Origin of the sequence: Sphingomonas trueperi, from assembly GCF_011927635.1 — a bacterium.
In the GTDB taxonomy this organism is placed as follows: domain Bacteria; phylum Pseudomonadota; class Alphaproteobacteria; order Sphingomonadales; family Sphingomonadaceae; genus Sphingomonas; species Sphingomonas trueperi.
In genome coordinates this window covers 74,386-99,644 of sequence record NZ_JAATJB010000008.1, presented here as the reverse complement: position 1 = coordinate 99,644, position 25,259 = coordinate 74,386, and the positions used below count along the sequence as shown (strand labels likewise).

27 protein-coding genes and 1 pseudogene are annotated in these 25,259 nt (G+C 66.9%); 13 read left to right on the top strand and 15 right to left on the bottom strand.

Annotated features, from left to right (window positions below):
• Nucleotides 1-333: 333 nt before the first annotated feature.
• The 3 genes from ahpC to GGR89_RS13710 all read left to right on the top strand — a co-directional run bounded on the left by ahpC (nt 334) and on the right by GGR89_RS13710 (nt 3,617).
• On the top strand, nt 334-897 hold the full coding sequence (gene ahpC, locus GGR89_RS13720; RefSeq protein WP_125976577.1) for an alkyl hydroperoxide reductase subunit C: 564 nt from the start codon (nt 334-336) through the stop codon (nt 895-897).
• A 142-nt stretch (nt 898-1,039) separates the two neighbouring features.
• The gene (gene ahpF, locus GGR89_RS13715) at nt 1,040-2,620 is read left to right on the top strand and encodes an alkyl hydroperoxide reductase subunit F (protein ID WP_125976575.1); all 1,581 of its coding nucleotides are present in this window, start codon (nt 1,040-1,042) and stop codon (nt 2,618-2,620) included.
• A 94-nt stretch (nt 2,621-2,714) separates the two neighbouring features.
• A complete protein-coding gene (locus GGR89_RS13710; RefSeq protein WP_241213438.1) occupies nt 2,715-3,617 on the top strand; it encodes a hydrogen peroxide-inducible genes activator in 903 nt (300 codons plus the stop codon).
• Here the strand turns inward: GGR89_RS13710 and GGR89_RS13705 are convergent.
• The 6 genes and pseudogenes from GGR89_RS13705 to GGR89_RS22900 form a co-directional block, all read right to left on the bottom strand.
• Nucleotides 3,614-3,928 carry a type II toxin-antitoxin system RelE/ParE family toxin gene (locus GGR89_RS13705; RefSeq protein WP_125976571.1) on the bottom strand — a complete coding sequence of 105 codons (315 nt, stop codon included), beginning with the start codon at nt 3,926-3,928 and terminating at the stop codon, nt 3,614-3,616. The genes GGR89_RS13710 and GGR89_RS13705 overlap by 4 nt on opposite strands.
• Nucleotides 3,925-4,194: a ribbon-helix-helix domain-containing protein gene (locus tag GGR89_RS13700; protein ID WP_125976569.1), complete on the bottom strand. Its 270-nt coding sequence runs from the start codon at nt 4,192-4,194 to the stop codon at nt 3,925-3,927. Before GGR89_RS13700 ends, GGR89_RS13705 begins: the two co-directional genes overlap by 4 nt.
• Before the next feature lie 33 nt (nt 4,195-4,227).
• Nucleotides 4,228-4,665: a molybdenum cofactor biosynthesis protein MoaE gene (locus tag GGR89_RS13695; RefSeq protein WP_125976567.1), complete on the bottom strand. Its 438-nt coding sequence runs from the start codon at nt 4,663-4,665 to the stop codon at nt 4,228-4,230.
• Nucleotides 4,662-4,919 (bottom strand): molybdopterin converting factor subunit 1, encoded by a 258-nt coding sequence (gene moaD, locus GGR89_RS13690; protein WP_125976565.1) that lies wholly within the window; start codon nt 4,917-4,919, stop codon nt 4,662-4,664. Before moaD ends, GGR89_RS13695 begins: the two co-directional genes overlap by 4 nt.
• The gene (gene pgsA / locus GGR89_RS13685; protein WP_125976563.1) at nt 4,919-5,473 is read right to left on the bottom strand and encodes a CDP-diacylglycerol--glycerol-3-phosphate 3-phosphatidyltransferase; all 555 of its coding nucleotides are present in this window, start codon (nt 5,471-5,473) and stop codon (nt 4,919-4,921) included. The genes moaD and pgsA overlap by 1 nt, the downstream gene beginning before the upstream one ends.
• Nucleotides 5,474-5,528: 55 nt before the next feature.
• A pseudogene (locus GGR89_RS22900) lies at nt 5,529-6,042 on the bottom strand (phosphotransferase).
• Between the two features lie 103 nt (nt 6,043-6,145).
• On the opposite strand from GGR89_RS22900, the gene GGR89_RS13675 reads away from it, so the two are divergent.
• On the top strand, nt 6,146-7,453 hold the full coding sequence (locus GGR89_RS13675; protein ID WP_125976561.1) for an MFS transporter: 1,308 nt from the start codon (nt 6,146-6,148) through the stop codon (nt 7,451-7,453).
• Here the strand turns inward: GGR89_RS13675 and GGR89_RS13670 are convergent.
• The 3 genes from GGR89_RS13670 to rnr all read right to left on the bottom strand — a co-directional run bounded on the left by GGR89_RS13670 (nt 7,448) and on the right by rnr (nt 11,127).
• Nucleotides 7,448-7,612, bottom strand: a complete 165-nt coding sequence (locus tag GGR89_RS13670; RefSeq protein WP_164542669.1) for a hypothetical protein — start codon at nt 7,610-7,612, stop codon at nt 7,448-7,450. The two genes, GGR89_RS13675 and GGR89_RS13670, sit on opposite strands and share 6 nt — an antisense overlap.
• Nucleotides 7,613-7,739: 127 nt before the next feature.
• Nucleotides 7,740-8,750: a LacI family DNA-binding transcriptional regulator gene (locus GGR89_RS13665; protein ID WP_125976559.1), complete on the bottom strand. Its 1,011-nt coding sequence runs from the start codon at nt 8,748-8,750 to the stop codon at nt 7,740-7,742.
• A 133-nt stretch (nt 8,751-8,883) separates the two neighbouring features.
• Nucleotides 8,884-11,127 (bottom strand): ribonuclease R, encoded by a 2,244-nt coding sequence (gene rnr / locus GGR89_RS13660; RefSeq protein ID WP_125976557.1) that lies wholly within the window; start codon nt 11,125-11,127, stop codon nt 8,884-8,886.
• A gap of 131 nt (nt 11,128-11,258) precedes the next feature.
• Here rnr and GGR89_RS13655 point away from each other — a divergent pair, with 131 nt between their 5' ends.
• Complete coding sequence (locus GGR89_RS13655; protein WP_164521773.1) at nt 11,259-11,405, top strand: hypothetical protein; 147 nt, start codon at nt 11,259-11,261, stop codon at nt 11,403-11,405.
• Here GGR89_RS13655 and GGR89_RS13650 read toward each other — a convergent pair.
• Complete coding sequence (locus tag GGR89_RS13650) at nt 11,389-11,988, bottom strand: TIGR02466 family protein (protein WP_125976555.1); 600 nt, start codon at nt 11,986-11,988, stop codon at nt 11,389-11,391. The genes GGR89_RS13655 and GGR89_RS13650 overlap by 17 nt on opposite strands.
• The gene (locus tag GGR89_RS13645) at nt 11,988-13,232 is read right to left on the bottom strand and encodes a threonine ammonia-lyase (protein WP_125976553.1); all 1,245 of its coding nucleotides are present in this window, start codon (nt 13,230-13,232) and stop codon (nt 11,988-11,990) included. The genes GGR89_RS13650 and GGR89_RS13645 overlap by 1 nt, the downstream gene beginning before the upstream one ends.
• Before the next feature lie 58 nt (nt 13,233-13,290).
• Here GGR89_RS13645 and GGR89_RS13640 point away from each other — a divergent pair, with 58 nt between their 5' ends.
• Both GGR89_RS13640 and GGR89_RS13635 read left to right on the top strand, forming a co-directional pair.
• Nucleotides 13,291-14,946 (top strand): amidohydrolase, encoded by a 1,656-nt coding sequence (locus GGR89_RS13640; RefSeq protein ID WP_125976551.1) that lies wholly within the window; start codon nt 13,291-13,293, stop codon nt 14,944-14,946.
• 5 nt (nt 14,947-14,951) lie between these two features.
• Complete coding sequence (locus tag GGR89_RS13635; RefSeq protein WP_164521772.1) at nt 14,952-15,599, top strand: HPP family protein; 648 nt, start codon at nt 14,952-14,954, stop codon at nt 15,597-15,599.
• 37 nt (nt 15,600-15,636) lie between these two features.
• Here the strand turns inward: GGR89_RS13635 and GGR89_RS13630 are convergent, their stop codons facing one another.
• From GGR89_RS13630 to GGR89_RS13615, 4 genes are all read right to left on the bottom strand, one after another.
• Nucleotides 15,637-16,074, bottom strand: a complete 438-nt coding sequence (locus GGR89_RS13630; RefSeq protein ID WP_241213437.1) for a diacylglycerol kinase family protein — start codon at nt 16,072-16,074, stop codon at nt 15,637-15,639.
• A gap of 71 nt (nt 16,075-16,145) precedes the next feature.
• A complete protein-coding gene (ctrA, locus tag GGR89_RS13625; RefSeq protein ID WP_125976549.1) occupies nt 16,146-16,853 on the bottom strand; it encodes a response regulator transcription factor CtrA in 708 nt (235 codons plus the stop codon).
• A 134-nt stretch (nt 16,854-16,987) separates the two neighbouring features.
• Nucleotides 16,988-18,058 carry an AI-2E family transporter gene (locus GGR89_RS13620; protein ID WP_125976547.1) on the bottom strand — a complete coding sequence of 357 codons (1,071 nt, stop codon included), beginning with the start codon at nt 18,056-18,058 and terminating at the stop codon, nt 16,988-16,990.
• A complete protein-coding gene (locus tag GGR89_RS13615) occupies nt 18,055-18,966 on the bottom strand; it encodes a LysR family transcriptional regulator (RefSeq protein ID WP_125976545.1) in 912 nt (303 codons plus the stop codon). Before GGR89_RS13615 ends, GGR89_RS13620 begins: the two co-directional genes overlap by 4 nt.
• Before the next feature lie 114 nt (nt 18,967-19,080).
• Between GGR89_RS13615 and GGR89_RS13610 the strand changes: the two genes are divergently transcribed.
• From GGR89_RS13610 to GGR89_RS13585, 6 genes are all read left to right on the top strand, one after another.
• Entirely contained in the window at nt 19,081-19,779 is a 699-nt protein-coding gene (locus GGR89_RS13610) for a pirin family protein (RefSeq protein ID WP_125976543.1), read from the top strand.
• 48 nt (nt 19,780-19,827) lie between these two features.
• Entirely contained in the window at nt 19,828-20,430 is a 603-nt protein-coding gene (gene wrbA, locus GGR89_RS13605; protein ID WP_125976541.1) for an NAD(P)H:quinone oxidoreductase, read from the top strand.
• A 118-nt stretch (nt 20,431-20,548) separates the two neighbouring features.
• Entirely contained in the window at nt 20,549-21,208 is a 660-nt protein-coding gene (locus GGR89_RS13600) for an RluA family pseudouridine synthase (protein ID WP_125976539.1), read from the top strand.
• Entirely contained in the window at nt 21,201-21,602 is a 402-nt protein-coding gene (arfB, locus tag GGR89_RS13595) for an alternative ribosome rescue aminoacyl-tRNA hydrolase ArfB (protein WP_125976537.1), read from the top strand. Before GGR89_RS13600 ends, arfB begins: the two co-directional genes overlap by 8 nt.
• 171 nt (nt 21,603-21,773) lie before the next feature.
• Complete coding sequence (locus GGR89_RS13590; RefSeq protein WP_125976606.1) at nt 21,774-22,256, top strand: GAF domain-containing protein; 483 nt, start codon at nt 21,774-21,776, stop codon at nt 22,254-22,256.
• Nucleotides 22,257-22,548: 292 nt separating this feature from the next.
• On the top strand, nt 22,549-25,227 hold the full coding sequence (locus GGR89_RS13585; protein ID WP_342449847.1) for a TonB-dependent receptor: 2,679 nt from the start codon (nt 22,549-22,551) through the stop codon (nt 25,225-25,227).
• Nucleotides 25,228-25,259 lie beyond the last annotated feature (32 nt).

Genomic DNA, 25,259 nt, shown 5'->3' with positions numbered 1-25,259 from the left:
TACCGTCCGGCGCGGAGAGTCCAGCGGGTCGCCGCCCAATGTTCGCAGACCGCGCCGAATTTGCTGTCGCGAGGCGCGCGTCCGCCGGATTACGCCGCGCGGTACAAATCCTTCGGCTTCCAGCGGCGCCTTGACCGCGCCGCCTTCGGCGCCCACGGTAGCTGGGTTGCAGCTCTCGCCCCGCGACCAGCTCCCCTCGCAACATCGATCAAAAGTCTGCTATTGAGTGATATACTCGATCAGCCCAAGCGGGTCTTCCAATTTCACAGGGGCGTTGCAGCCGTCTATATCCGGCTTCGCAACAGCAACCCCCGTTCTGGAGGAACAACACTCATGGCTCTCATCGGCAGCACCATCAAGCCGTTCACCGCACAGGCCTACAAGGAAGGCAAGTTCGTCGAAGTCACCGACGCCGACGTGAAGGGCAAGTGGGCGGTCTTCTTCTTCTACCCGGCGGACTTCACCTTCGTGTGCCCGACCGAACTGGAAGACCTGGCCGATATCTACCCGACCCTGCAGGGCATGGGCGTTGAAGTCTACTCGGTCTCGACCGACACCCACTTCAGCCACAAGGCGTGGCACGACACCTCGCCCGCGATCGGCAAGATCAACTACTACATGCTGGGCGACCAGAACCACACCATCTCGAACAACTTCGACGTTCTGCGTGCGGGCCAGGGCCTGGCCGACCGCGGCACCTTCGTGGTCGATCCGGACGGCGTGATCCAGATCATGGAAATCACCTCGGAAGGCGTCGGCCGTAACGCCACCGAGCTGCTCCGCAAGATCAAGGCAGCCCAGTACATCGCCGCCCACCCGGGCGAAGTCTGCCCCGCCAAGTGGGAAGAAGGCGCCGAGACCCTCGCGCCGTCGCTCGACCTGGTCGGCAAGATCTAAGCCAGGCTATCCTCCCCTATAAGGAGAGGAGCAAAGGTTACGGCGCCTGCCCCTGCCCCCCCCTTGCGGGCGCCGTTCGCGGCCCGGAGCGGATCCCCCCTCCGCTCCGGGCCGTTTTAGTGAGACACACAGGAGTTTTCCCATGCTCGACGCCACTCTGACGCAGCAGCTCAAGGGCTATCTCGTGAACATCCGCGAGCCGATCGAGCTCGTCGCCAGCCTGGGCGACGACGCCAAGTCGCGCGAGCTGGGCGAGCTGCTGGCGGCCATCGCCGCGCTTTCCGACAAGATCGACCTCGTCCACGCCGACGACCGCCGCAAGCCCAGCTTCATGATCCGCCGCAAGGGCGCCGAACTCGGCGTGCGCTTCGCCGGCATCCCGATGGGGCATGAGTTCACCTCGCTCGTGCTCGCCCTGCTCCAGGTCGGCGGCCACCCGAGCAAGGCGGCACAGGAACTGATCGAGCAGGTCCGCAACATCAAGGGCGAGTTCAGCTTCGAGACCTATTTCTCGCTGTCGTGCCAGAACTGCCCGGACGTGGTGCAGGCGCTGAACCTGATGGCGGTGCTCAACCCCAATATCCGCCACACGGCGATCGACGGCGCGCTGTTCAAGGAAGAGGTCGAGGGCCGCAAGGTCATGGCCGTGCCGACCGTGTACCTGAACGGCGAACCCTTCGCCTCGGGCCGGATGGACCTGGAGCAGATCGTCGCGAAGATCGATACCGGCGCCGAAGCCCGCGCGGCCGAGAAGATCAAACAGAAGGACCCGTTCGAGGTGCTGATCATCGGCGGCGGCCCCGCCGGCGCTGCAGCCGCGATCTACACGGCGCGCAAGGGCATCCGCGTCGGCGTCGCGGCCGAGCGCTTCGGCGGCCAGGTGCTCGACACCATGGGCATCGAGAATTTCATCTCGGTCTCGCACACCGAAGGGCCCAAGCTGGTCGCGCAGCTCGAGCAGCATGTGAAGGACTATGACGTCGACGTCATGAACCTCCAGCGTGCCGAAAAGCTGATCCCGGCACAGCGCGAGGGCGGCCTGCACGAGGTCGTGCTGGCCAACGGCGCGAGCCTGAAGGCCAAGGCGATCATCCTCTCCACCGGCGCACGCTGGCGGCAGATGAACGTGCCGGGCGAGAACGAATACAAGAACAAGGGCGTGGCCTATTGCCCGCACTGCGACGGCCCGCTGTTCAAGGGCAAGCGCGTCGCGGTGATCGGCGGCGGCAATTCGGGTGTCGAGGCCGCGATCGACCTGGCCGGCATCGTCGCGCACGTCACGCTGATCGAGTATGACAGCCAGCTCCGCGCCGACGCGGTGCTGCAGCGCAAGCTCGCCAGCCTGCCCAACGTGAAGATCCTCACCTCGGCGATGACCACCAAGGTCAATGGCGACGGCGAGAAGGTCTCGGGCCTCAGCTACAAGGACCGCAACAGCGGCGTCGAGCACGACATCGCGCTGGAAGGCATCTTCGTCCAGATCGGCCTGGTGCCCAACACCGAATGGCTGAAGGACGCGGTGGCACTCACTACGCGCGGCGAGATCGAGATCGATGCGCGCGGCGAGACCAGCCAGCCCGGCATCTTCGCGGCGGGCGACTGCACCACTGTGCCGTACAAGCAGATCGTCATCGCGATGGGCGCGGGTTCGACTGCGGCGCTCTCGGCCTTCGACTACATGATCCGCCTGCCGGAAGAAGAACTTCAGGCTGTTGCCGCCTGAGCCCTCTCCCCTCCCGCTCGCGGGAGGGGAGCTTTCGCTTCCCATGTTCGATCCAGCCACTATATACCCGCTCGACCATCGAGAGAGGCGATCAGTGGCGCAAACCTACCTCCCCACCCTCAAGCAGCTGCAATATCTGGTGGCGCTCAATGATTCCGGCCATTTCGGCCGTGCGGCGGAGGCGTGCTTCGTCACCCAATCGACTCTGTCGGCCGGCATTCGCGAGCTGGAGACGCTGATCGGCGTGGTGCTGGTCGAGCGCACCCGCCGGGTGGTCCGCTTCACGCCGCTGGGCGAGCGGATCGTGGAGAAGGCCCGCCGCGTGCTGCGCGAGGCGGATGAACTGGGCGATCTCGCCCGCGCCGCCGGTCGCCCGCTTTCGGGGGAGATGCGGATGAGCGTCATCCCCACCATCGCGCCGTTCCTGCTGCCGCGCATCCTGCCGCGGCTCCGCCAGCAATATCCCGACCTCAAGCTCTATCTGCGCGAAGAGACCAGCGGCCAGGCCTGCGAGGCGCTGAGCCACGGCCGCACCGATTGCGTGCTGCTCGCCCTCCCCTTCTCCTGCGGCGACGTGGAGAGCGCCCGGCTGTTCGACGACCGGCTGTTCGTCGCCTTCCGCGACGGCGAGATGGACCCGACCGCGACGATCCATCCCGACGCGATCGACGAGACGCGGCTGCTGATGCTGGAAGACGGCCATTGCCTGAAGGATCATGCGCTGGCCGCCTGCAACCGGCCCGAGGTGCGCGCCGAGGCAACGATGCTCGGCACATCGCTCCACACCATGGTGCAGATGGTCGACAATGGCCTGGGGGTGACGATGCTGCCGGAGATGGCGGTGGACGCCGGCATCCTCGAGCACACCTCGGTCAAGGCGCGCCCGCTGGATTCGGCCAATGCCTCGCGCAACATCGCACTGGTCTGGCGCAAGGCATCTCCGCGCGAGCGTGATTTCAGGCTGCTCGCAGACGTGCTGACGGCGGCGCGGACCTAGGGCTCCCAGACGGCGCGGAGCCGCTCCAGCTGGTGCATGCGCTCGTGGAGGATGGTGACGATGCCGATCGCACGATCCGCCCGCTCACGCCAATACACGACGTGGTGTTCGGCCCGCGCGAAATAGAGCGGCACACCGAAGTCGGGTGGCAGTGCACGCCACGGGACCCGCCTCGCGGCAATCGCGGCAAACCGATCGAAAAGGCGCTGGATGTAGAGATCCGCCTGCTGTTCACCCCAAAGATCCGCGGTGAACTCGTAAATTTCGTCGAGCCGTTGATCGGCCGTCGGTTCGACGCAGAAGACGCTCATCGTTTGGCGCGCCGCGCCCGGTTGCGCTGTATCACCTCGTCCGCTGTAACCTCGACATACGCCTCGTCCGGCGTGGCGAAGGCGCGCTGCAGTTCGGCCTTCAGCGTCTCGAACATCTCGCGCTCGACCCGTTCCTTGTCGCGGCGGATCAGGTCGCGGACATATTCGCTGACGTTCTCGTACAGCCCGTCCTCGCCAACGTTGCGGGCGACGAATTCGCTCAAGGGGCCCGAGACTCGGACGTTGAGGTGCATCGGCTTGGTCATGCGCGTACAAATATCATCGAATATCCTGTACAGCTATGCCCAGGTAGCAGCCGCCTCCGTGTCAGTCGTCCGAGGTTCCACCCAGCGCGTGCCGCCCGCCAGCCATTCGCGCTTCCAGAAGGGCGCATCGGTCTTGAGGCGGTCGATCAGATAGGCGCAGGCCTCCAGCGCCTCGCGCCGGTGCGCCGCCGCGGTGCCGACGAACACGATCCGCTCGCCCGCGGTCATCCGCCCGACGCGGTGGACGATGGTGACGCCGAGCAGGTTCCAGCGATCGATCGCCGCCTCCGCCAGCGCACACAGCGCCGCCTCGGTCATGCCGGGATAATGTTCGAGCTCCAGCGCCTCGACGCCGTCGTCGGTCCGCACCACGCCGGTGAAGGTGGCGACACCGCCGGCGCCCCGCTCCTCCAGCGCCGCGACTTCGACGCCGAGCTCGATCGGCGCGGGGTCGACCGAAACCCGGATCATCCGCCCGTCACCGGCGGGAAGATCGCGACTTCGCGCGCATTGCCCAGCAGCGCATCGAGCGGCACGAAGCGCTGGTCGATCGCGGCGCGGAGCCTCGCGGGCTCGGCGAAGGCGGCGGCATGGCCGTCGCTCTGCTGCGAAAGCCAGTCGATCAGGTCGGCGACGTTGCGCACCGCCTCGGGCGGATCGACCTGCTCCTCGCCGGTCCCTACCGCCTCGCGCACCCAGGCGAAATAGAGCATCGAAATGGCCATCAGCTGTCCATGTGGCTCAGGCCGACGCGGAGATAGTCCCAGCCGGTAATCGCGGTCAGCACCGCGGCGCCCCACAGGGTGGCGATCCCGACCAGCAGCACCCAGCCCCATTCCGGCACCGCACCCGACAGGATCAGCGTGCCCAGCGAGACCAGCTGCAGCGTCGTCTTCCACTTGGCGAGACGCGACACCGGCACGGAAACCTGAATCCCGCCGAGAAACTCGCGCAATCCCGAAACCGCGATCTCGCGCAGCAGGATCACCAGCGCCGCGATGACGTGCCAGTCGGCGATCACCCCCTTGCCCACCAGGATCAGGATCACCGCCGCGACCATGATCTTGTCGGCGATCGGATCGAGGAACACGCCGAGCTTCGACACCGTCCCCTGCGCCCGCGCCAGATAGCCGTCGAAATAATCGGTGATGCCCATCAGGCAGTAGAGCGCGAAGGCGATCGCATATCCCGGCGCCCAATGCGGCCACCACAGGAATCCCACCAGCAACGGCACCATGAAGATGCGCGACAGGGTGAGAATGTTCGGCAACGTCAGCATCGGCAAAGCCCTAGCACCGGCATTGGCCGAGCGGGAGGGCCAAAGGCAGGCGCGATCAGAAGAATTCGTCGAGCCTGAGATGGAAGGCGAGTCTGGCGGGATCAACCGCGATTCCATAGGATTGGAGCATCGCCGCGGCGGCCTTGTCGCCGAACTCCGCCAGACTGTGCCAGAGGATCGCAAGGTCCTGCCAGCGATCGGCGATGCCGACCCGTCCCAGATCGATGCAACCGGTGACCTCCCCGTCCGCCACCAGCAGATTGTCGAGCGAGAAGTCGCCATGCGTCACCACCCGGTCGAACGTGGCGGGCATGGCGGCGAGCATCTCCTCCCAAACCTCTTCCGCCGAGCCAGCGCAGCCGCGCCATCTCGTCGACCAGATCCGAGAGCGTCTCAGCTCCCGCCACCTTCAGATAGAGGTCGCCCTCCCCCGCCTGCGCCAGCCGATAGACAGCGCAGCCCGACTGGCCGACGCGGTCACCGAACCAGGCCCGCCCTGCCACCGCCCCGGCCAGGCTCGCCGGCACCGCCATGGGCTCGATCGCGACTTCTCTCGACCCGTTCTCCACCTGCCCTCCACCCCGTTCCGATTAATCGATTGAAGCCGCGCCCGCCCCCCGGTATGCCGCCCCTTCACCATGCGGAAGACCGCAGCAGGGGAGCTTTTATCGAATGATCGGTGCGCTCGGGCTCATGAAGGAGCGCCGGTTCCTGCCCCTTTTCATCACGCAGTTCCTGGGAGCGTTCAACGACAACCTCTTCAAGAACGCGATGATCTTCTTCGCGACCTACCAGATTTTCAACTCGGTGGAGCAGGAGACGCAGTTCAGCGCGATCGCCACGGGGATCTTCATCCTGCCCTTCTTCCTCTTCTCCGCACTGGCCGGCCAGCTCGCCGATACGCATGACAAGGCCAAGATCATGCGGATCATCAAGGCGGCCGAGGTCGGCATCATGCTGGTCGGCGCCGCGGGCATCTTCCTCAAGAGCCTGCCGCTGATGCTGGTCGCGCTGGTCGGCATGGGGGTGCACTCCACCTTCTTCGGGCCGATCAAATATGCGGTCCTCCCGCAACACTTGGCCGAGGACGACGTGCTGGGCGGCACCGGCATGATCGAAGCGGGCACCTATGTCGCGATCCTGTGCGGCACCATCGCCGGCGGGCTGATCAGCGCGCATGCCGCCGCCTTCGCGGTGATCGGCGTCGCCCTGGTCGGGTGGCTCGCCTCGCTGCAGATCCCGCCCGCGCCGCCGCTGACGCATCTGGAGATCGACCTCAACATCTTCCGCGCCTCGGCCCGGCTGATCTCGGCGACGATGCACATCCGCCGGCTGTTCCTCGCGATCGTCTCGATCAGCGTGTTCTGGTCGATCGCGGCGGTGCTCGGCGTGCTGTTCCCGCCGCTGGTCAAGAACGTGTTCCACGCCCAGAAGGACGTGGCGAGCGTGTTCCTCGGCATCTTCTCGATCGGCATCGCGATCGGATCGGTGATCATCAACAAGCTGCTCAAGGGCAATGTCTCGGCGCGCTACTGCGTGCCCTCGGTGCTGGCGATGACCGTGTTCGTCATCGATTTCCACTTCACCGCCCATTATTGGCCGGTCCACGAAGGCCCGCTGCTCAAGACGATGGACTTCGTTCAGATGCCGGCGGCGTGGCATGCGCTGGGCGACCTGATCATGATCGCCACCACCGGCGGCATGTTCGTCGTGCCGCTCTACGCCTTCCTGACCACCACCGTCGAAAAGTCGCAGACCGCGCGCACCGTGGCGGCGAACAACGTCGTCAACTCCGGCGCGATGGTGCTGGGGTCGGTGGGCATCTTCGGCTTCACCCGTATCCCGGGCGTCAATGTCGAGGATGCGCTATGGGTGGTGGCGGTGCTGGCGCTGGCCTCGGCCTGGTGCGCACGCAAGCTGCACAAGGAAGGCGATGTCCCGCGCGGCCGCGACACCTGCCGAGGCGGATCGGACCTATAGCAGGAAGGTGTAGAAGCAGACGAAGAAGGCCGTGAAGCTCAGCGCGAAGAGCTTCACGTCGCCGTCTTCGCTCGCCTTGCGCTGGCGGGCGACCACCTGCCGCACATGGCGGCGGAACGGATGGCGGCGGGTGCCGCGAAGGGCAAACGGCTGCTGCATGGCGCAAGGTTAACGCGCCGTTTAGGATTTCGGCCAGCGGCAAGCGTGGTTAACGGCGTCCCGGGGCGGGATGATCCGCTTGGCGCCGGTCGTAATCCTCCCCCGCCAGGGAGCGATTCAGCACAAGTCAGCCCCTGGGCGCGGGACCGGTGGTGGCGCGGACCATCAGCTCGTGCTCCAGCATCACCTGCGGCGTTACCGCCGTCCCCGCCAGCATCAGGTCCGCCGCGGCATAAGCGAGTTCACGCACCGGCTGGCGGATGGTGGTGAGCGGCGGCCAGACCGCGCGCGCCAGATCCGAATCGTCGAACCCGGCGATCGACAGCGCCTCGGGGACCGCGATGTCGGCCTCGTGCGCGGCGGCCAACGCGCCGGCGGCCATATCGTCATTGCCGGCGAAGATCGCGGTCGGCCGGGGATCGCGGGCGAACAGCGTCCGCGCCGCCGCACCGCCCGACGCGAAGCTATAGTCGCCCGCGATCACCAGCGCCGGATCAAAGGCGATCCCATGCGCCTCCAGTTCCTGGCGATAGCCGGCAAGGCGATCCGCCGAGGAGACATGGCTTTCCGGCCCGCGCGCGAAGGCAATCCTGCGATGACCGAGCTGGAGCAGGTGCCGCGTGATCTCCCGCGCCGCCGCGACGTCGTCCATCGTCGTCGCCAGCCCATGGTCCTTGCGCAGCCCCGGCGCGATGCGGACATAGGGCAGCTTGCGCTTGTCCAGCGCCTCGAGCAGCTCGGGCATCTCGGTCAGCGGCGGGGAGAGGATCAGCCCGTCGAGATGCGCCTCGTCGACCAGCGCCATCACGTCGGGCACCATGTCCGGCGCGCTGCTGTCGATCGGCTGCATCAACAGGCGATAGCCAAGCTCGTGGCAGCGCTCCAGCGCGCCCGACTGGATGTGGAAGACATAATAGGGGCTGGGATTATCGTAGAGCAACGCGACCTGGAACGAGCGCCGCCCGGCCAGCGTGCGCGCGGCATGGCTGGGCCGGAAGTTGAGCTGTGCCACCACTTCCTCGACGCGCCGCCGCGTCTCTTCGCTGACATGTTTTTCGTTGTTGAGCACGCGGGAGACGGTCTTGAACGACACGCCGGCGATCTTCGAGACTTCCTTGATCGTCGGACGGCCGGCCATTCTCACTCCCTCGCGGACAAACGTCATCTCGGCATTGCAACATGCTCTTTGCGACAGCTTGTAGCGCGGCCGTTCCGGCTTTGCACGGTTTTTGGACAGCGCTGCCAGGCGGCCGCCCCGGCAGCGCCTCGCCTCAGCGCTTGCGCCCGTTGTGGCGGATGTTACCCGGGCGGCCGCGGCGCTGGATCACCCGCTTGGGCGCCCCCTTGCCCGGCCGGCCGGTGCGCTGCGGGCCGCCTGCCGATCCCTTACCGTCGGGCAGCTCGAAGCGCAGCGCGCCCGAGACGGGGTTCGCCTCGACCAGCCGCAGCTCGATCCGCTGGCCGAGGGTGAATGCCTCGCCACTATGCTCGCCGACCAGCCTTTTGCCCGCCTCGTCGAAGTGAAAATACTCGGCACCTAGGTCGCGCGCGGCGACAAGACCATCGCCGCCGACGCCCTCGACGGTGGCGAAGAAGCCGAAATTCTGCACGCCGGTGATCCGCGCCTCCATCACCTCGCCGATATGCGCGGCGAGATAGGCGGCGACATAGCGGTCGATCGTCTCGCGCTCGGCCTCCATCGCGCGGCGCTCCAGCTGGCTGATCGACTGGCCGATCCGGTCCATGCTGCCGGCTTCCTCCGCCGTCAGCCCGCCCGGCCCGAGCCGATAGGCGTCGACCAGCGCGCGATGGACGACCAGATCGGCATAGCGGCGGATCGGCGAGGTGAAGTGCGCATAGGAGCCGAGCGCCAGGCCGAAATGGCCGACATTCTCCGGGCCGTAGTAGGCCTGGGTCTGGGTGCGCAGCACCTGCTCCATCACCTGCGGGCGGAACTCCTCCTCGCCGACGCGGTCGAGGATCCGGTTGAACGTGGCCGGGCGGATCACCTGGCCGAGCGCGAACTCGATGTCGAAGGTCTTCAGATATTCCTTGAGCGCAGTGAGCTTCTCGCGCGCCGGGGGCTCGTGGATGCGGTACATCACCGGCGTCTTCTTCGCCTCCAGCGCCTTGGCGGCGGCGACGTTCGCGGCGATCATGTAATCCTCGATCAGCTTGTGCGCATCGAGCCGCTCGCGCGGCGCGACCGAGAGGATGCGGCCCTTCTCGTCGAGCACGATGCGGCGCTCAGGCAGGTCGAGGTCGAGCGGCTCGCGCTTGTCGCGCGCGGCGTTGAGCGCGTGCCAGCAGTCCCAGAGCGGGCGGAGCGCGGTCTCAGTGAGCGGGTTCTCCAGTTCGCCGTCGATCGCCGCCTGCGCGTCCTCATAGGCGATGTTCGCCGCCAGCCGCACCACCGCCCGGGTGAAGCGCCAGCTCTTGAGCGCGCCGCTCTTGGTCACCTGCAGATGGCAGGCCAGCGCGGCGCGATCGACGTCTTCTTTGAGCGAGCAGACGTCGGCCGACAGCACCTCCGGCAGCATCGGCACGACGCGATCGGGGAAATAGACCGAGTTGCCCCGCTTGCGCGCCTCGCGATCGAGCTCCGAACCGGGGCGGACGTAGAAGGACACGTCGGCAATGGCGACGATCGCCTTCCAGCCGCCCTCGTTGGCGGGGTCGTCGTCGGGCGTCGCCCAGACGGCATCGTCATGGTCGCGCGCATCGGCGGGATCGATCGCGACGATCGGCAAATGGCGCAGATCCTCGCGCCCCTCGCCCAGCGGGTGCCTGGCGACGCGCTCGGCCTCTTCGAGCAGTTCCTCAGAGAAGACATTGGGGATGCCGTGGCGGTGGATCGCGATCAGCGAAAAGCTGCGCGGGGCGAAGGGATCGCCGAGCCGCTCGACCACCCGCGCGGTGATCCGCGGCGGACGGCCGGCCTTTTCCGCCAGCACCAGGTCGCCCACTTCGGCACCCCCGGCGTCGGAGACGGGCCAGCTGCGCCGTTCCTTCTTCTCCACGCCCTGCAGCCAGAGCTTGCCGCCCTCTTCGTGCAGCACGCCGAGCATCAGTTCCTCGCCGCGGGCGAGCGTCTTCATCGGATGCGCGATCCAGCCGTTGCCGGCCTCTTCGGTGCGCGCGAGGATGCGGTCGCCCACGCCCAGCGCCGAGCGCTTGCCGCGCATCTCGCGGACGCGCAGCCGCGGCGCGGGGACATGCTCGGCCTCCCAGCGCTCGGGTACCGCCCAGGTGTTGTCGCCATCGGCATCGGTAATCCGCAGCACGGCCACCTTGGGCAGCCCGCCCATCTTGTGGAAGGCGCGACCGGGGGCGACGTCGATCAGCCCCTCGTCGCTCATGTCCTTGAGGAGCGCCTTGAGCAGGATCTTGTCCTGCGCGCTCAGCCCGAACGCCTTGGCGATCTCGCGCTTGCCGGCGGGCGTGTTCGAGGATGCGATGAAATCGAGAATCTGCTGCCGCGTCGGCAACCCTGCGCTTGTTCTGTTCTTAGCCATTGGCCCCCAACATAGGGGCGATCCGGCCAGACGTCACCTGCGCGCACCGTAAAAGCGCGGGGATATCCCATGGTAAGCACGGTCTTCACTATAATGGATCGTGGATCCTGTGTGATTTGAGGAGTCCGTCCATGGCTATTTCGCGTTGTCTACTCATCGGTGCCGCCCTCGGCACCTGCGTAGCGTTCGTCGCCCACGCCACCGCGCCGCATCACGCCAAGCCCGTGCGGCCGGTGATGCAGGTCGCGTCGCTGGAGCGCATTACCAGCGATAGTTGAAGCTGACGCTGATCCGCTTGTCCTTGCCATTTCCCGGCGGGACTTCGTGGCGCAGCCAGCTTTCCCAGAGCAGCACGGTCCCGACCTCCGGCACCACTTCGATGAAGGGCTGGAGCGATTCCGGCGCATCGGGCCGCCGCGTCGGCGCGGCCATCATCATCGCCAGCCGCGGGTCCTCGAGCTTGAGCCCGCGCGCGCCCGGCGGCAGCGCCACATAAACGGTGCCCGACACCACGCTGTGCGGATGGATGTGCGCGCCGTGCCCGCCCTTGCCGTCGAGCACGTTGACCCACAGGCTGTCGAGCTTGAGCTTGCGCCCGCCGAGATCGAACGCGCACGCTTCGGCGAACTTGGCAACATGCTTGTCGAGCAACCGCTTCAGGTCCGCGAAGGCTGGGTCGCGGATCGGCAGGTCGTCGAGCGAGGCATAGCTGGTATAGCCGCGATAGTGGTTCTCGCGGCACCAGCGCCGGCCGGCGCTATCGTCCTCGGCCAGTTGCAGGCACGAGGCTTCGAGATCGGCGACCAGCGCCTCGTTGCCCAGCGGCTGCTGGTAAAGCAGGGTCGAAAACAGCGTGCGCATCAGGCGGACTCGACCATGCTCACTTCATATTGCGCGCGGCGCAGCGCGGTGATCAGCCGATCGAGATGGTTGCGGTCGCGCGTCTCGCACTCGATGTCGGTTACCAGGCCCTTGGCGGGCAGCGAGGTGAACACGCGCTGGTGATAGACCTCGATGATGTTGACGCCCTGCTCGTGGAAGATCCGCGCGACATGGAACAGCGCGCCCGGGCGATCCTGCAGGCGGATGCGCAGGCGCGCGAGCCGGCCCGAGCGGGCGAGGTCGCGCAGCAGCACATTGGCGAGCAGGCGCGTGTCGATATTGCCGCCGCACAGGATGGTGCCGACGGTCTTGCCCTTGAAGCGCTCGGGCTCGGAGAGGAGCGCGGCGAGGCCGGCGGCCCCTGCCCCTTCGACCACCGTCTTCTCGATCTGGAGCAGCAGGCTCACTGCCTCTTCCAGCCGGCGCTCGCCGACCAGCACGATGTCGTCGACCAGCGCCTCGACGATCTTCGCCGTGACGTTGCCCGGATATTTCACCGCGATGCCTTCGGCGAGGGTGTCGCCCGCGCACGGCATCTCGGTGTGGTGCACGCGGTTGTACATCGAGGGGTAGAGCTCGGCCTGGACGCCCAGCACTTCGATCGGCCGGTCCTGTGCCTTGGCGACGACCGATGCGCCCGAGATCAGCCCGCCGCCGCCGATCGGCACGACCAGCGTGTCGATGCCGGGCACGTCCTCGAGCAGTTCGAGCGTCGCGGTGCCCTGGCCGGCGATCACCCGCGGATCGTCGAACGGATGGATGAAGGTGAAGCCGCGCTCCGCCTCCAATTCCCGAGAATGGGCATAGGCGGCGTCGAAGGTCTCGCCGTGGAGCACGACATTGGCGCCGTGCCCTTCGGTCTGGGTGACCTTCACGATCGGCGTGTTCTTGGGCATCACGATCGTGCTGGGGATGCCCAGCCGCGTCGCGTGATAGGCGAGGCCCTGCGCATGGTTGCCGGCCGAGGCCGCGATCACGCCCTTGGCGCGCGCTTCGGCGTCCAGCTGCAGCAGCGTGTTGAGCGCGCCGCGTTCCTTGTAGGCGGCGGTGAACTGGAGATTCTCGAACTTGAGGTACACGTTCGTGCCGGTCAGCTGCGAGAGCGTGCGGCTGTGCAGCGTCGGCGTCCGCACCACCGCGCCCGAAATTCGCTGGGCCGCCGCACGAACATCGTCGATCGACACGGGGAGCGAGGCGGGCGCGTTTGCTGCTTTGGTAGCCATGATCCTGTCCGCCTAGACCATCTGGCGCGGCAGGGGAACAGGCCCTATGCCCGGACCCATGTTTACGCGCCTCAAGCGGCTTGCCGCCGCCACCGCCCTGCTGCTCGCGCCCGCCGCCAATGCCGATGGAATCGTTGACAATGTCAACGGCATCACGCTCGATGCCAAGGGCGCGGTGGTGCGCTTCGAGGCGCTGCAGATCGATCCCTATGGCAAGGTGGTCGCACTCTATGCCAAGGGGCAGAAGCGGCCGAAGAAGCTGGTCTGGCGGCTTGATCTGAAGGGGGCGACGATCGTGCCGGGCATGATCGACGCGCATGGCCATTTCATGGGGCTGGGCTTCCAGCAGCTACAGCTCGATCTTTCGGCCACCACCAGCCTCGACGACGCGCTCGCCCGCATCGGCGACTATGCGGGCAAGAGCCGCGCGAAATGGGTCCTCGGCCGCGGCTGGAACCAGGAAGCCTGGAAGCTCGGTCGCTTCCCCACCGCCGTCGATCTCGACCGCGCGGTGAGCGATCGCCCGGTGTGGCTGGAGCGGGTCGACGGCCATGCCGGCTGGGCGAACAGCAAGGCGCTCGAACTCGCCGGCATCACCGCCGCGACCAAGGACCCCGCCGGCGGCCGCATCGAGCGCGACGCCAGCGGCCGCCCCACCGGCGTGCTGGTCGACGCCGCGACCGAACTGGTCGCCAAGGTGGTGCCGCAGCCCACGCCACGCGAGCGCAACGCCGCCTTCCTCGCGGCACAGCAGAAGCTGCTCTCGCTCGGCATCACCGCGACGGCTGACATGGGCACGACGATCGACGACTGGGAGACGATGCGCGGTATGGCCGATATCGGCCAGCTACACCTGCGCATCCTGAGCTATGCCCACGGCGTGGACACCGCGCTGCGCGTGGCGGGCGCCGGGCCGACCCCCTGGCTCTATGGCGACCGGCTGCGGATGGGCGGCATCAAGCTCTATGCCGATGGCGCGCTCGGCTCGCGTGGCGCCTGGCTCAAGGCCGACTATAGCGACGCGCCGGGCAACAAGGGACTGGGTTTCCTCACCGACGACCAGCTGCTCAACCTGATGGCACGCGGCGCGATGGACAATTTCCAGCTCGCCGTCCACGCGATCGGCGACCGCGCCAACCAGCAGGTGCTGGACGCGATCGAGATCCTCTCCGAAACCTACAAGGGCGACCGCCGCTGGCGGATCGAGCATGCCCAGGTCATCGATCCCAAGGACCTGCCGCGCTTCGCCAAGCTGGGCGCGATCGCCTCGATGCAGCCGGTCCACCAGACCAGCGACCGCACCATGGCCGAAGCACGGCTGGGGCCGGACCGGCTCGCCGGCGCCTATGCCTGGCGGACGATGCTGCGCGACGGGACGCGGATCGCGTTCGGCTCCGACTATCCGGTCGAGAGCCCCGACCCCTGGGCCGGCTGGGCGGCGAGCTTCACCCGGCAGGACGCGAGCGGCAATCCGCCGGGCGGCTGGCGGCCCGAAGAGAAGCTGACCCGCGAGGAAGGCTGGGCCGGCTTCACCATCGGCGCGGCCTATGCCAGTTTCGCGGACGACAAGATCGGCCGCCTGGCACCCGGGCTCTGGGCCGACTTCCTGATCCTCGATCGCGATCCGCTGTCCGTCTCGCCCGCCGAGCTGCGCGACACCAAGGTGGTCGAAACCTGGGTGGGCGGCCGCCGCGCCTGGGGGGCGAAGCCCTAAGCGCGATGTTCCGCTTGGTCATGGCCGGCGCGCAGTGGCGCGACCGGATCGGTGCGGCGCTGGGCGGCGCGATCGGCATCGGGGTCACGGCGTGGGTATCGGCGCTGGCCGGCTTCGACCGGACTACCGCTATCCTGCTAGCGGCACCGATCGGCGCCTCGGCGGTGCTGGTGTTCGCGGTGCCGTCGAGCCCGCTGGCGCAGCCCTGGCGGGTGATTGGCGGGAACGTCGTCTCGGCGCTGGTCGGATTGGCGGTTGCGCAGTGGCTGGGGCACGGCGCGCTCGCGGCGGGCGTCGCGGTAGGGTTGGCAATCCTCGTCATGTCGCTGACCCGCAGCCTCCACCCGCCGGGCGGCGGCACGGTGTTGCTGCCGGTGCTGGCACCGGCGATATTGTCGCAGGGGCTGGGGTTCGTGCTGGTGCCGATCGGCGTCAATGCCGTGCTGCTGACGCTGTGCGGGCTGCTCGTCCATCGCGTGACCGGGCATAGCTACCCGCACCGCGTGCCCCCGGCCCCACCCGCGCCGGGGCTGCTGCCGGAGGACATCGACGCGGCGCTGGCGGAAGCCGGCGAAGCGTTCGACGTCAGCCGCGAGGATCTGCTCGCGCTACTGGCACGGGCCGAACACCACGCAGCAGCGCGGCGCAGGTGAAGCAAGCAAAAGCCCCTCCCCTGGAGGGGAGGGGCTTTCACAGTAGCGCCCGCAACAACGGCGGCCCCAGCGTCAACAGCCCAATTGCTGCCGCCGCGAGCGATGCCACCAAGACCCCGCCCGCAGCCAGATCCTTGATCCGGCCGATCGCGGGGTCGAAGTCCGGGCAGATCCGGTCGCAGAGATCCTCGATCGCGGTGTTGAACGCTTCCGCCAGCCAGACCAGCGCGACCGCAAGGAAAAGCCAGCGCCATTCGGCGACCGCCAGCCGCAGCGCGGCGCCGGCCACTACCACGCAAAGCGACGCCGCCAGATGCACCCGCGCATTATGCTCCTCACGCAGCAGCACGCGCAGCCCCCGGATCGCGTAGCGAAAGCTCTTCAGGCGCGCGCCGATGCTGAAGCCTTTCGGCGAAGCGAATGGATCACTGGATTCCCGCATCCGGCCAGCGTGGCCGATCCGCCGTCCGCCCACCAGCCCGAAACGAAAAGGCCGCCGCCACGCGAAGGTGACGACGGCCCTGCCCCTGCGGGATCTCGGGAAGATCAGGCGACCTGGCTGTCCGCCTGCATGCCCTCGTCCGGCTCGCGCAGCACATAGCCGCGGCCCCAGACGGTCTCGATATAATTGTCGCCTTCGCAGGCCATGCTAAGCTTCTTGCGCAGCTTGCAGATGAAGACGTCGATGATCTTGAGTTCGGGCTCGTCCATGCCGCCATAGAGATGGTTGAGGAACATCTCCTTGGTCAACGTGGTGCCCTTGCGGAGCGAAAGCAGCTCCAGCATCGCATATTCCTTGCCGGTCAGATGCACACGGGCGCCGTCGACCTCGACGGTCTTGGCGTCCAGGTTCACCGCCAGCTTGCCGGTGCGGATGACCGACTGCGAATGGCCCTTGGAGCGGCGCACCACGGCGTGGATGCGGGCGACCAGCTCTTCGCGGTGGAAGGGCTTGGTGACGTAATCATCGGCGCCGAAGCCGAACGAGCGCACCTTCGAATCCATCTCGCTGATGCCCGAGAGGATCAGCACTGGGGTCTGCACCCGCGCGGTGCGCACCTTCTTCAGCACGTCATAGCCGTGCATGTCCGGCAGGTTGAGGTCGAGCAGGATGATGTCGTAGTCATACAGCTTGGCGAGGTCCAAACCTTCCTCGCCCAGGTCGGTCGTGTAGACGTTGAACCCTTCGCCCGAAAGGATCAGTTCGATCGCCTTGGCTGTGCTAGGCTCGTCTTCGATCAGCAGCACGCGCATTGCCGGTTCCCCTGTCCACACCACACGACGTAGCCCCGATGCCCGACGCGCTGGACGCTTCATTAACCTAAGCGTCAATGAAGCCGAAAGGTTAATTTCTCGTAAGTCGGGTGGTTCCGCAAGCCCCGTGGAATCTACGCATCCGGTTCGGACCTAGATGTGGAATCGTACGGTCGCGGCTCGATCTCCTCGCCCAGAACCTCGCGCAGATACAGGCTGCGCACCAGCGTGAAGATCACCACCAGCAGCGCGGCAGAGAAGAACAGGCCGAACAGCCCGAAGACGAATCCGATACCGATGATTGCGAACAGCGTGACTGCGGGCGGGATCGCGATCACCCGGCTCTGCACGAAGGGGGTGAGGAAGTTGGTCTGGACGATTCGCACGCCGGCAAAGACCAGCAGGCAGCCGATCAGCGCGCCCGGCCCGCCGGTCGCGGCGAGGCCCAGCGCCGGCAGCATCGCCGCGGTAGGCCCCACATAGGGGATGAACTCGCTGAGGCCCGCCAGCAGCCCCAGCGCTGCGGGCGAGGGCACCCCGGCGATCCAAAGCCCGAGCCCGACGAGCAGGCCCATGCTGGTCATCAGGATCAGCTGGGTGCGCAGCCACAGCCGCAGCGTGGTACCCACGTCTGCCAGCGCATCGGCAACGGCGTCGCGCGTGTCGCCCTTGGGCACGAGCAGCAGCAGCCCGCGCAGATAGACGCCCGGATCGGCGGCCATGAACAGCGCGCCGACCAGCAGCAGCAGGGCGTTGAGGAACAGCTCGAACGAGCCCAGCGCAAAGCCGCTGGCATCGCGTGCGACTCGCGAACCCGCAAAGGCCGCCTCGGCAGCATCGTAGAGCTTCGCGGCCACGGGACTCTCCTGCGCCCAGACCTTCATGCGCGTGACCAGCTGCGGGATCGAACGGACCAGCGCCTCGACCTGCGGGCCGAACTGGACCGCGAACAGCCAGACGAGGAAAGCGATCGCGGCGAGTACCGTCAGCATTGCGCTCACCACCGACCAGCGTCTCGGCACACCGAGCTGCGTATAGCGATCGGCGATGGCGCGGATCACCACCGCCCCCAGCACCGCACCGAAGGTTAGGATCAGCAGGTCGGCGGCGCGCACCAGCGCCACCACCACCGCGCCGACGGTGAGAAGGATCAGGACGCGGCGGATGAACCGCGCATCGGCAGCATCGGGTACGAGGCGCTTCACGCAGCCCGAACGCAGATGCTGCGCAAGCGCTCCGTGAGAAAAGCGATCAGCGCTTCCACCCGCACCGGCCGGCGCGATCCCGGCGGGGTGACGAGATGGAGCCCCACCGCACCTGCGACCCAGTCGGTCAGCACCGGCTCCAGCCGGCCGGCGGCGATTTCGGTATCGACCAGAAAGCCCGGCAATCGCGCAATGCCCAGGCCCGCGCACAAGGCGGGCAGCATCGCCTCGCCATTATCGGTGCGCAGCGGCCCGTCGACGCGCACCGCCGCTTCCTCGCCGCCCGCCTTCTTGAAGCGCCACACGCCCGGCGTCGCGGTGTTGGTGTAGACGAAGCAGGCATGGCGGGCGAGGTCGGCCGGGTGCTGCGGGCGCCCCGCCCGCTCGAAATAGCCGGGCGCGGCGACGACATGGATGTTTACCGGCCCCAGCCGTCGCGCGCGCAGCGAACTGTCGGGCAGCTCGGCGATGCGGATCGCGACGTCGATCCCCTCGCCGACGATGTCGACAAACGCGTCGGAGAGGGTCAGTTCCACCTTGATCTGCGGGTGCGCGATCATGAACTCGGCGATCAGCCCGGAGAGATGCCGCGACCCGAAGGTCAGCGGCGCCGCCAGCCGCACCACGCCCGAGGGCGCGCTGGCCGATTCGAACGCTGCCTCCTCCGCCGACTGCCCGTCCTCCAGGATGCGCTGGGCATGCTCGGCCAGCTGTTGGCCGCTGTCGGTGAGCGTCAGCCGCCGCGACGTGCGGTGGAACAGCGCCGTGCCCAGCCGCTCCTCCAGCCGGGTGATCGCCTTGGACACGGTCGCCTTCGATACGCCGAGCGCCAGCGCCGCGCCGCTGAACGAGCGGTGCTCGACCACGCTGGCGAACACCGCCCAGGCCTCGAAATCCGGTAGCTTCATCCCCGCGTCTCCTGCTCGGGCGAAGCCATATCACGAAACGATCAGTTTCCAACGTTTCCGTTTACGCGCTGATGCCGATGCCTATTTTGGCGGCAACCCACAAGGAGATCAGCGATGATCGACAAACGCAGTTTCGAAAGCCTGGGTGGCGCCGATCACGGCTGGCTCAAGGCCAAGCACCATTTCAGTTTCGCCGACTATTACGACCCGTCCCGCATGGGCTGGGGCGCGCTTCGAGTGTGGAACGACGACGAGATCGCTCCCAATTCGGGCTTCCCGCCGCACCCGCACCAGAACATGGAAATCATCACCTATGTCCGCTCGGGTGCGATCACCCACCAGGACTCGATGGGCAACAAGGGCCGCACCGAGGCGGGCGACGTGCAGGTGATGAGCGCGGGCAGCGGCGTGCGCCACGCGGAATACAACCTCGAGCCGGAGGCGACCCGGATCTTCCAGATCTGGATCCTGCCGCGCGAGGCCGGCGGCCAGCCGAGCTGGGGCGCCAAGCCCTTCCCCAAGGGCGATCGCTCGGGCCGGTTCGTCGCGCTGGCCTCCGGGTTTGCCGACGACAAGGACGCGCTGCCGATCCGCGCCAATGCGCGCGTGCTGGGCGCCACGCTGAAGGCTGGCGAAAGCGTCACGCATAGCGTCGGCGAAGGTCGCCATGCCTATCTCGTCCCCGCCGCCGGTGCGATCACCGTTGACGGAGATGCGGTGAACGCCCGTGACGGCGCGGCGCTTTCGGGCGGCCGGACCGTTACCATCACCGCCGTTCAAGACGCCGAGATCGTTCTCGTCGATTCCGAATAAGCGGGCGTCTGCGCCCCGCCCTTTCCACCCGCACAGGGAGTTACTGCCATGACCAAGATCCTCGTTCTCTACTATTCGTCCTATGGCCACCTCGCGAAGATGGCCGATGCCGTCGCCGAGGGCGCACGCAGCGCCGGTGCGGAAGTGGACGTGCGCCGCGTCGCCGAGACCGCGCCGGCCGAAGTCGCGCAGGCCGCCGGCTTCCGCGTCGACGACAGCCACCCGCTGTTCGACGATCCCAACCAGCTCGCCCAGTATGACGGCATCATCGTCGGCGCGCCGACCCGCTTCGGCCGTATGGCCAGCCAGATGGCGGCATTCTGGGACAAGGCCGGCGGCGTGTGGTTCCAGGGCCAGCTGAACGGCAAGGTCGGCGCTGCCTTCACCTCGACCGCCTCGCAGCATGGCGGCCAGGAAACCACGCTGTTCTCGATCCTGACGAACCTGCTGCACTTCGGCATGACCATCGTCGGCCTCGACTATGGCTTCCAGGGCCAGATGGGTGTCGACGAAGTGAAGGGCGGCACCCCGTACGGCGCCAGCACCATCGCCGATGGCGACGGCAGCCGCCTGCCGAGCGATGTCGAGCTGGAAGGCGCGCGCTACCAGGGCCGCCGCGTCGCCGAGACCGCGGCCAAGCTGAAGGCGTGACCCCGAGGACTGCGCCGGTAGCGTAGCGCGCAGCCCCCAGAACGGCCGGAGCGCCCCCTGCTCCGGCCGTTTTCGTATCCGGGCTCGCGCATTTCGTCCGGCGCGCTATATCCCGCCCATGTTCAAGGACCGGGTACTCTTCATCGACGGCGAAGCGCTGATCATCGACAAGCCGGCGGGCCTGCCCGTCGATCGCCCGCGCGACCGCAGCGAGAGCCTGGAGGATCTGCTCGAGCAGCTGACCTTCGGCTTCGAGCGGCTGCCCGTCCCCGTCCACCGGCTCGACCGCGATACCAGCGGCTGCCTGCTGCTCGCGCGCAATCCCAAGGCGATGAAGCGTTTCGGCCAGGCGTTCGAGGCCGGCCAGGTCACCAAGCGCTATGTCGCCATCCTCGACGGCGTGCCCGAAACCGAAAGCGGCGAGATCGACCTGCCGCTCGGCAAGGTCTCGACGATCGAAGAAGGTTGGCGGATGACGCACGATCCCAAGGGCAAGTCCGCGCGCACCCGCTGGAAGCGGATGGAAGTCCATGACGGCCGCGCGCTGGTCGCCTTCTATCCCGAGACCGGCCGCACCCACCAGATCCGCGTCCATGCGCTGGAAGGCATCGGCATTCCGATCGTCGGCGACCCCGTGTACGGCCGGCGCGGCCCGGCGCTGATGCTCCACGCCCAGTCGATCACCGTGCCGCGCCCGGGCAAGCCCGACGTGCACGGCGACGCGCCTTTGCCCGCGCGCTTCCACCATATCGGCTTCGGCCGACCGGCGCATGGCTGAGATCCCCGACGCGGCGATCCTCGAGGAGAAGTTCCTCGCCGCGACCGGACCCGGCGGGCAGAACGTCAACAAGGTGGCGACCGCGGTGCAACTGCGGGTGGACGTCTTCAAGCTGGGGCTTTCGCCCTATGCCTATGAACGGCTCAAGGAACTCGCCGGCACGCGGATGACCTCGGCCGGCGAGCTGCTGATCACCGCGCGGCAATACCGCACCCAGGACGCCAACCGCACCGACGCCCGCCAGCGCCTGTCCGAGCTGATCGACAAGGCCCATGAGCGCCAGGCCAAGCGGATCAAGACCAAGCCGAGCAAGGCGGCCAAGGCGCGCAGGGTGGATGCGAAGAAGGGGCGATCAGCGGTGAAGGCCGGGCGCGGCAAGGTCAGCTTCGACTGAGGGCCGCCACGACCAGTTTAGCCGTCATCCCGGCGAAAGCCGGGATCCATTCGCCACTCGGCCGCAGCAGGAAACATGGCGGAGCCCCCAATGGATTCCGGCTTTCGCCGGAATGACGGTCGTGGAGCAAGCCCCCTCGCACCCAGCGCCGCGATCTCCTACATCGCGGCCATGTACAGCTTCGACATCACCGCCGACACCAAGGCCGAGCTCTATCGCGACCTCGCCGCCGCTCTCGATTCGCTGACCGCTGACGAGCCGGACGCGATCGCCAACATGGCGAACGTCTCCGCGCTGATCGGCCAATATCTGCCCGATCTCAACTGGGCGGGCTTCTACCGCAACGTGAAGGACGAGCTGGTGCTGGGCCCCTTCCAGGGCAAGGCCGCCTGTATCCGCATCCCGTTCGGCAAGGGCGTGTGCGGTGCTGCCGCGGCGACGCGGGAGACGCAGCTGGTCGAGGACGTCCATGCCTTTCCCGGCCACATCGCCTGCGACGCCGCCAGCCGCTCCGAGCTGGTCGTGCCGATCGTCCACCAAGGCGAACTGCTCGGCGTGCTCGATCTCGACAGCCCCCTGCGCGCACGCTTCGACGCTGGCGATGCGGCAGGCTGCGAGGCGCTGATGCGAATCCTCGCTCCCCGCATCGCCTGACCTTACCCATTTCGCTGTAGATGCGGTTTCGCCGGACCTGTTGCGGTTCGGCGACACCCCTTTTTGCGCTCGTTTTCCAGCGCTTTGGCAGCACGGGTCAGGCAAAGAGGTAATACCAACATTTGTTTTTGTATTAAATTGGCCTTGACACCATAGGACCGATACCGACCAATATCCCGCGCAGCGCCTGATTCAGAACAGATGCCATGGGAGGGCATGGGCGCGCACCGAACATTGGGTTCAACCACTCGGGGGGTATGAAATGCCGACGGATCAAAGCCTTCGCACGCCAGTGAGAACGATTGCGAAAACCATCCTGCTCGCGTCGGGATGCATCGCCGCGCTCAGCTTCGCCACCGCCGCGCAGGCGCAGACCGACGGCGCGCCGGCAGGGCAGGAAGACGGCGAGATCGTCGTCAACGGCATCCGCGCGTCGATCGACAACGCCATCGAAGCCAAGCGGAAGGACATCCGCGTCACCGACGGCATCTCGGCCGAGGATCTGGGCAAGTTCCCCAGCGAGAACATCACCGAGGCGATCCAGCGCATTTCGGGCGTGCAGATGTCCAACATCAACGGGCGCGGCGCGACGATCAGCATCCGCGGCCTGGGCCCGCAATATGCGATGACCACCGTCAACGGCCAGACTTTCAAGAGCGCCGACTTCACCGACGGCTTCCGCTACGACATCATCCAGACCGAACTCGCCAACGCGATCGAGGTGATCAAGTCGCCGACGGCGGACATGGATGCGGGCGGCCTTTCGGGCACGGTCAACATCAAGACGACGATGCCGCTCGACTATAAGGAGCGCCAGCTGGTCCTGTCGGTGAAGGGCCAGAATTCCGAATATGCCGGCGGCAAGATCACGCCGAAGATCAGCGGCAGCTATGTCGACCAGTTCGCCGACGGCACGCTCGGCGTCTATGTCAATCTCGGCTACCAGAAGCTGAAGGATCGCGCCGACTATTTCTGGATGGACCGCTGGGCCACCCAGACGGCCGCCGGGGCCACCGTCACCGTCCCCCGCCGCCCGCGCTATCGCCGCATCGACCGCGATACCGAACGGCTGATGGGCAGCGGCGGCGTCCAGTGGCGCCCCAGCGACCGGATCGAAGTGGATGCCAGCGCGATCTACGCCAAGGACATCACCGATTACGACGTGAACCAGCAGGTGTTCCTGTTCAACACCTCCAGCATCGTCGGCAGCAACGTCGTCAACGGCGTCGCCACCAAGGCGACCGCGACCAACTTCACCATGGAGAACAACCGCCAGCACGAGGATCGCAACCTCGTCAGCCAGGGCTATACGCTCTCGGGCAAGTGGACCGGCGACGATGGCTGGTCGGCGCGCACGGTGTTCAACTACACCAAGGGCAGCACCTATCAGCGCGAGGCCGCCGCGATCCTGGGGGTGAACATCCCCACCGCGACGATCGATTTCTCGAACCCGGACTCGGTGAAGTATAGCGTCGGCACCGATCTTTCGAGCACCGCGCTCTACGCCCCGGCGACGCTGACCCGCAACGAATATCCCAACGGCGCGACCCGCCAGATGGCGTCGAGCGAAACCTCGGGCCAGGCGGATCTGTACAAGCAAGTCTCCTTCGGCCCCTTCACCAAGTTCAGCGTCGGTGCCAAGTATCGCCACGAGATCTTCAGCCGCGACGTGAGCCGCCACGACATGATCGCGCTGGCCAACCAGCCGAAGCCTTCCAGCCCGATCTTCCCGCAGATGGCGACGAGCAACTATCCGGTCTCGGGCTTCCTCAACGGCGATTCGGGCATCCCCGGCGCCTGGATCGGCCCCGATCTCGGCGCCTATGACAAGGCGCTGGCCGCGGCCGGGATCACCGTGCCGGACATCTTCGCGCCCGAAGCCAGCTACCATGTCGATCGCTTCATGCCCTCGGCCTATGCGATGGCGGACATCGACACCCAGCTCGGCGGGATGACGCTGCGCGGCAATCTCGGCGTGCGCTACGAGCACACCAAGCAGAAGGTACAGGGCAACATCACCGCCCCGCGCACCGACGGCTATGAAGAAGTGCAGCAGAAGGTGGGCGAGTACGCCGTCGAGCAGCGCTACGACAATGTCCTGCCCAGCCTGAACCTGGTGCTGGAGCCGACGCGCACGGTGCAGGTCCGCTTCGCCGCGGCCAAGGTGCTGGTCCGCCCGATCATGGATTCGAACACGTCCATGGCGCAGACCACCAGCAGTTCGCCCAACACCTTCCCGGCGAATACCAATACGATCACGGTGGATCTCGGCCAGGCCGGTCTCAAGCCGCTGACCGCGAACCAGCTCGACCTCGGCGTGGAATGGTATCCCACCCGCTCGAGCACGATCGCGCTCAACGGCTTCTACAAATGGATCAAGAACGGCACCTTCTCGCGCCTGATCTGCCCGACGTTGTTCAACGGCACCGCGCTCAGCACGGCGGGCAATGACTGCGTCGATGCCAAGGGCAATATCTACGACATCACCCAGACGCTCAACGATCCCAGCACCATCCGCGTGAAGGGCTTCGAGATCAGCTGGAACCAGTCGTTCGATCGTATCCTGCCGCTCGACGGCCTCGGGCTGCTCGCCAACTTTACCCGGGTCTATCCGCAGAAGGTGGCGATCGGCACGGGCTATACGATCCGCAACCTGTCGAAGGTGACGTGGAACGTCTCGCCCTATTGGGAGAACGAGCAGTTCAACATCCGCCTCTCGATCAACCACCGCAGCAGCTACGAGCAGAACAGCGCCGACAGCTTCTTCGCCCGCGAAGGCCATGTCGTGAAGGGGCGCACCCAGTTCGACCTCAGCGGTGGCTACTCGCCGAACAGCTGGCTGAGTTTCGCGGCCGGGGTGATCAACCTCAACAACAGCCGCGAACAGGCCTATTTCCGCGATCCGGCGGTATGGCAGGAGAGCAGCTTCTATGGCCGCAGCTTCTACCTGTCGGCAACGCTGAAGATGTAACAATACCCGGGGGCGACGCCGTGACGACGGCG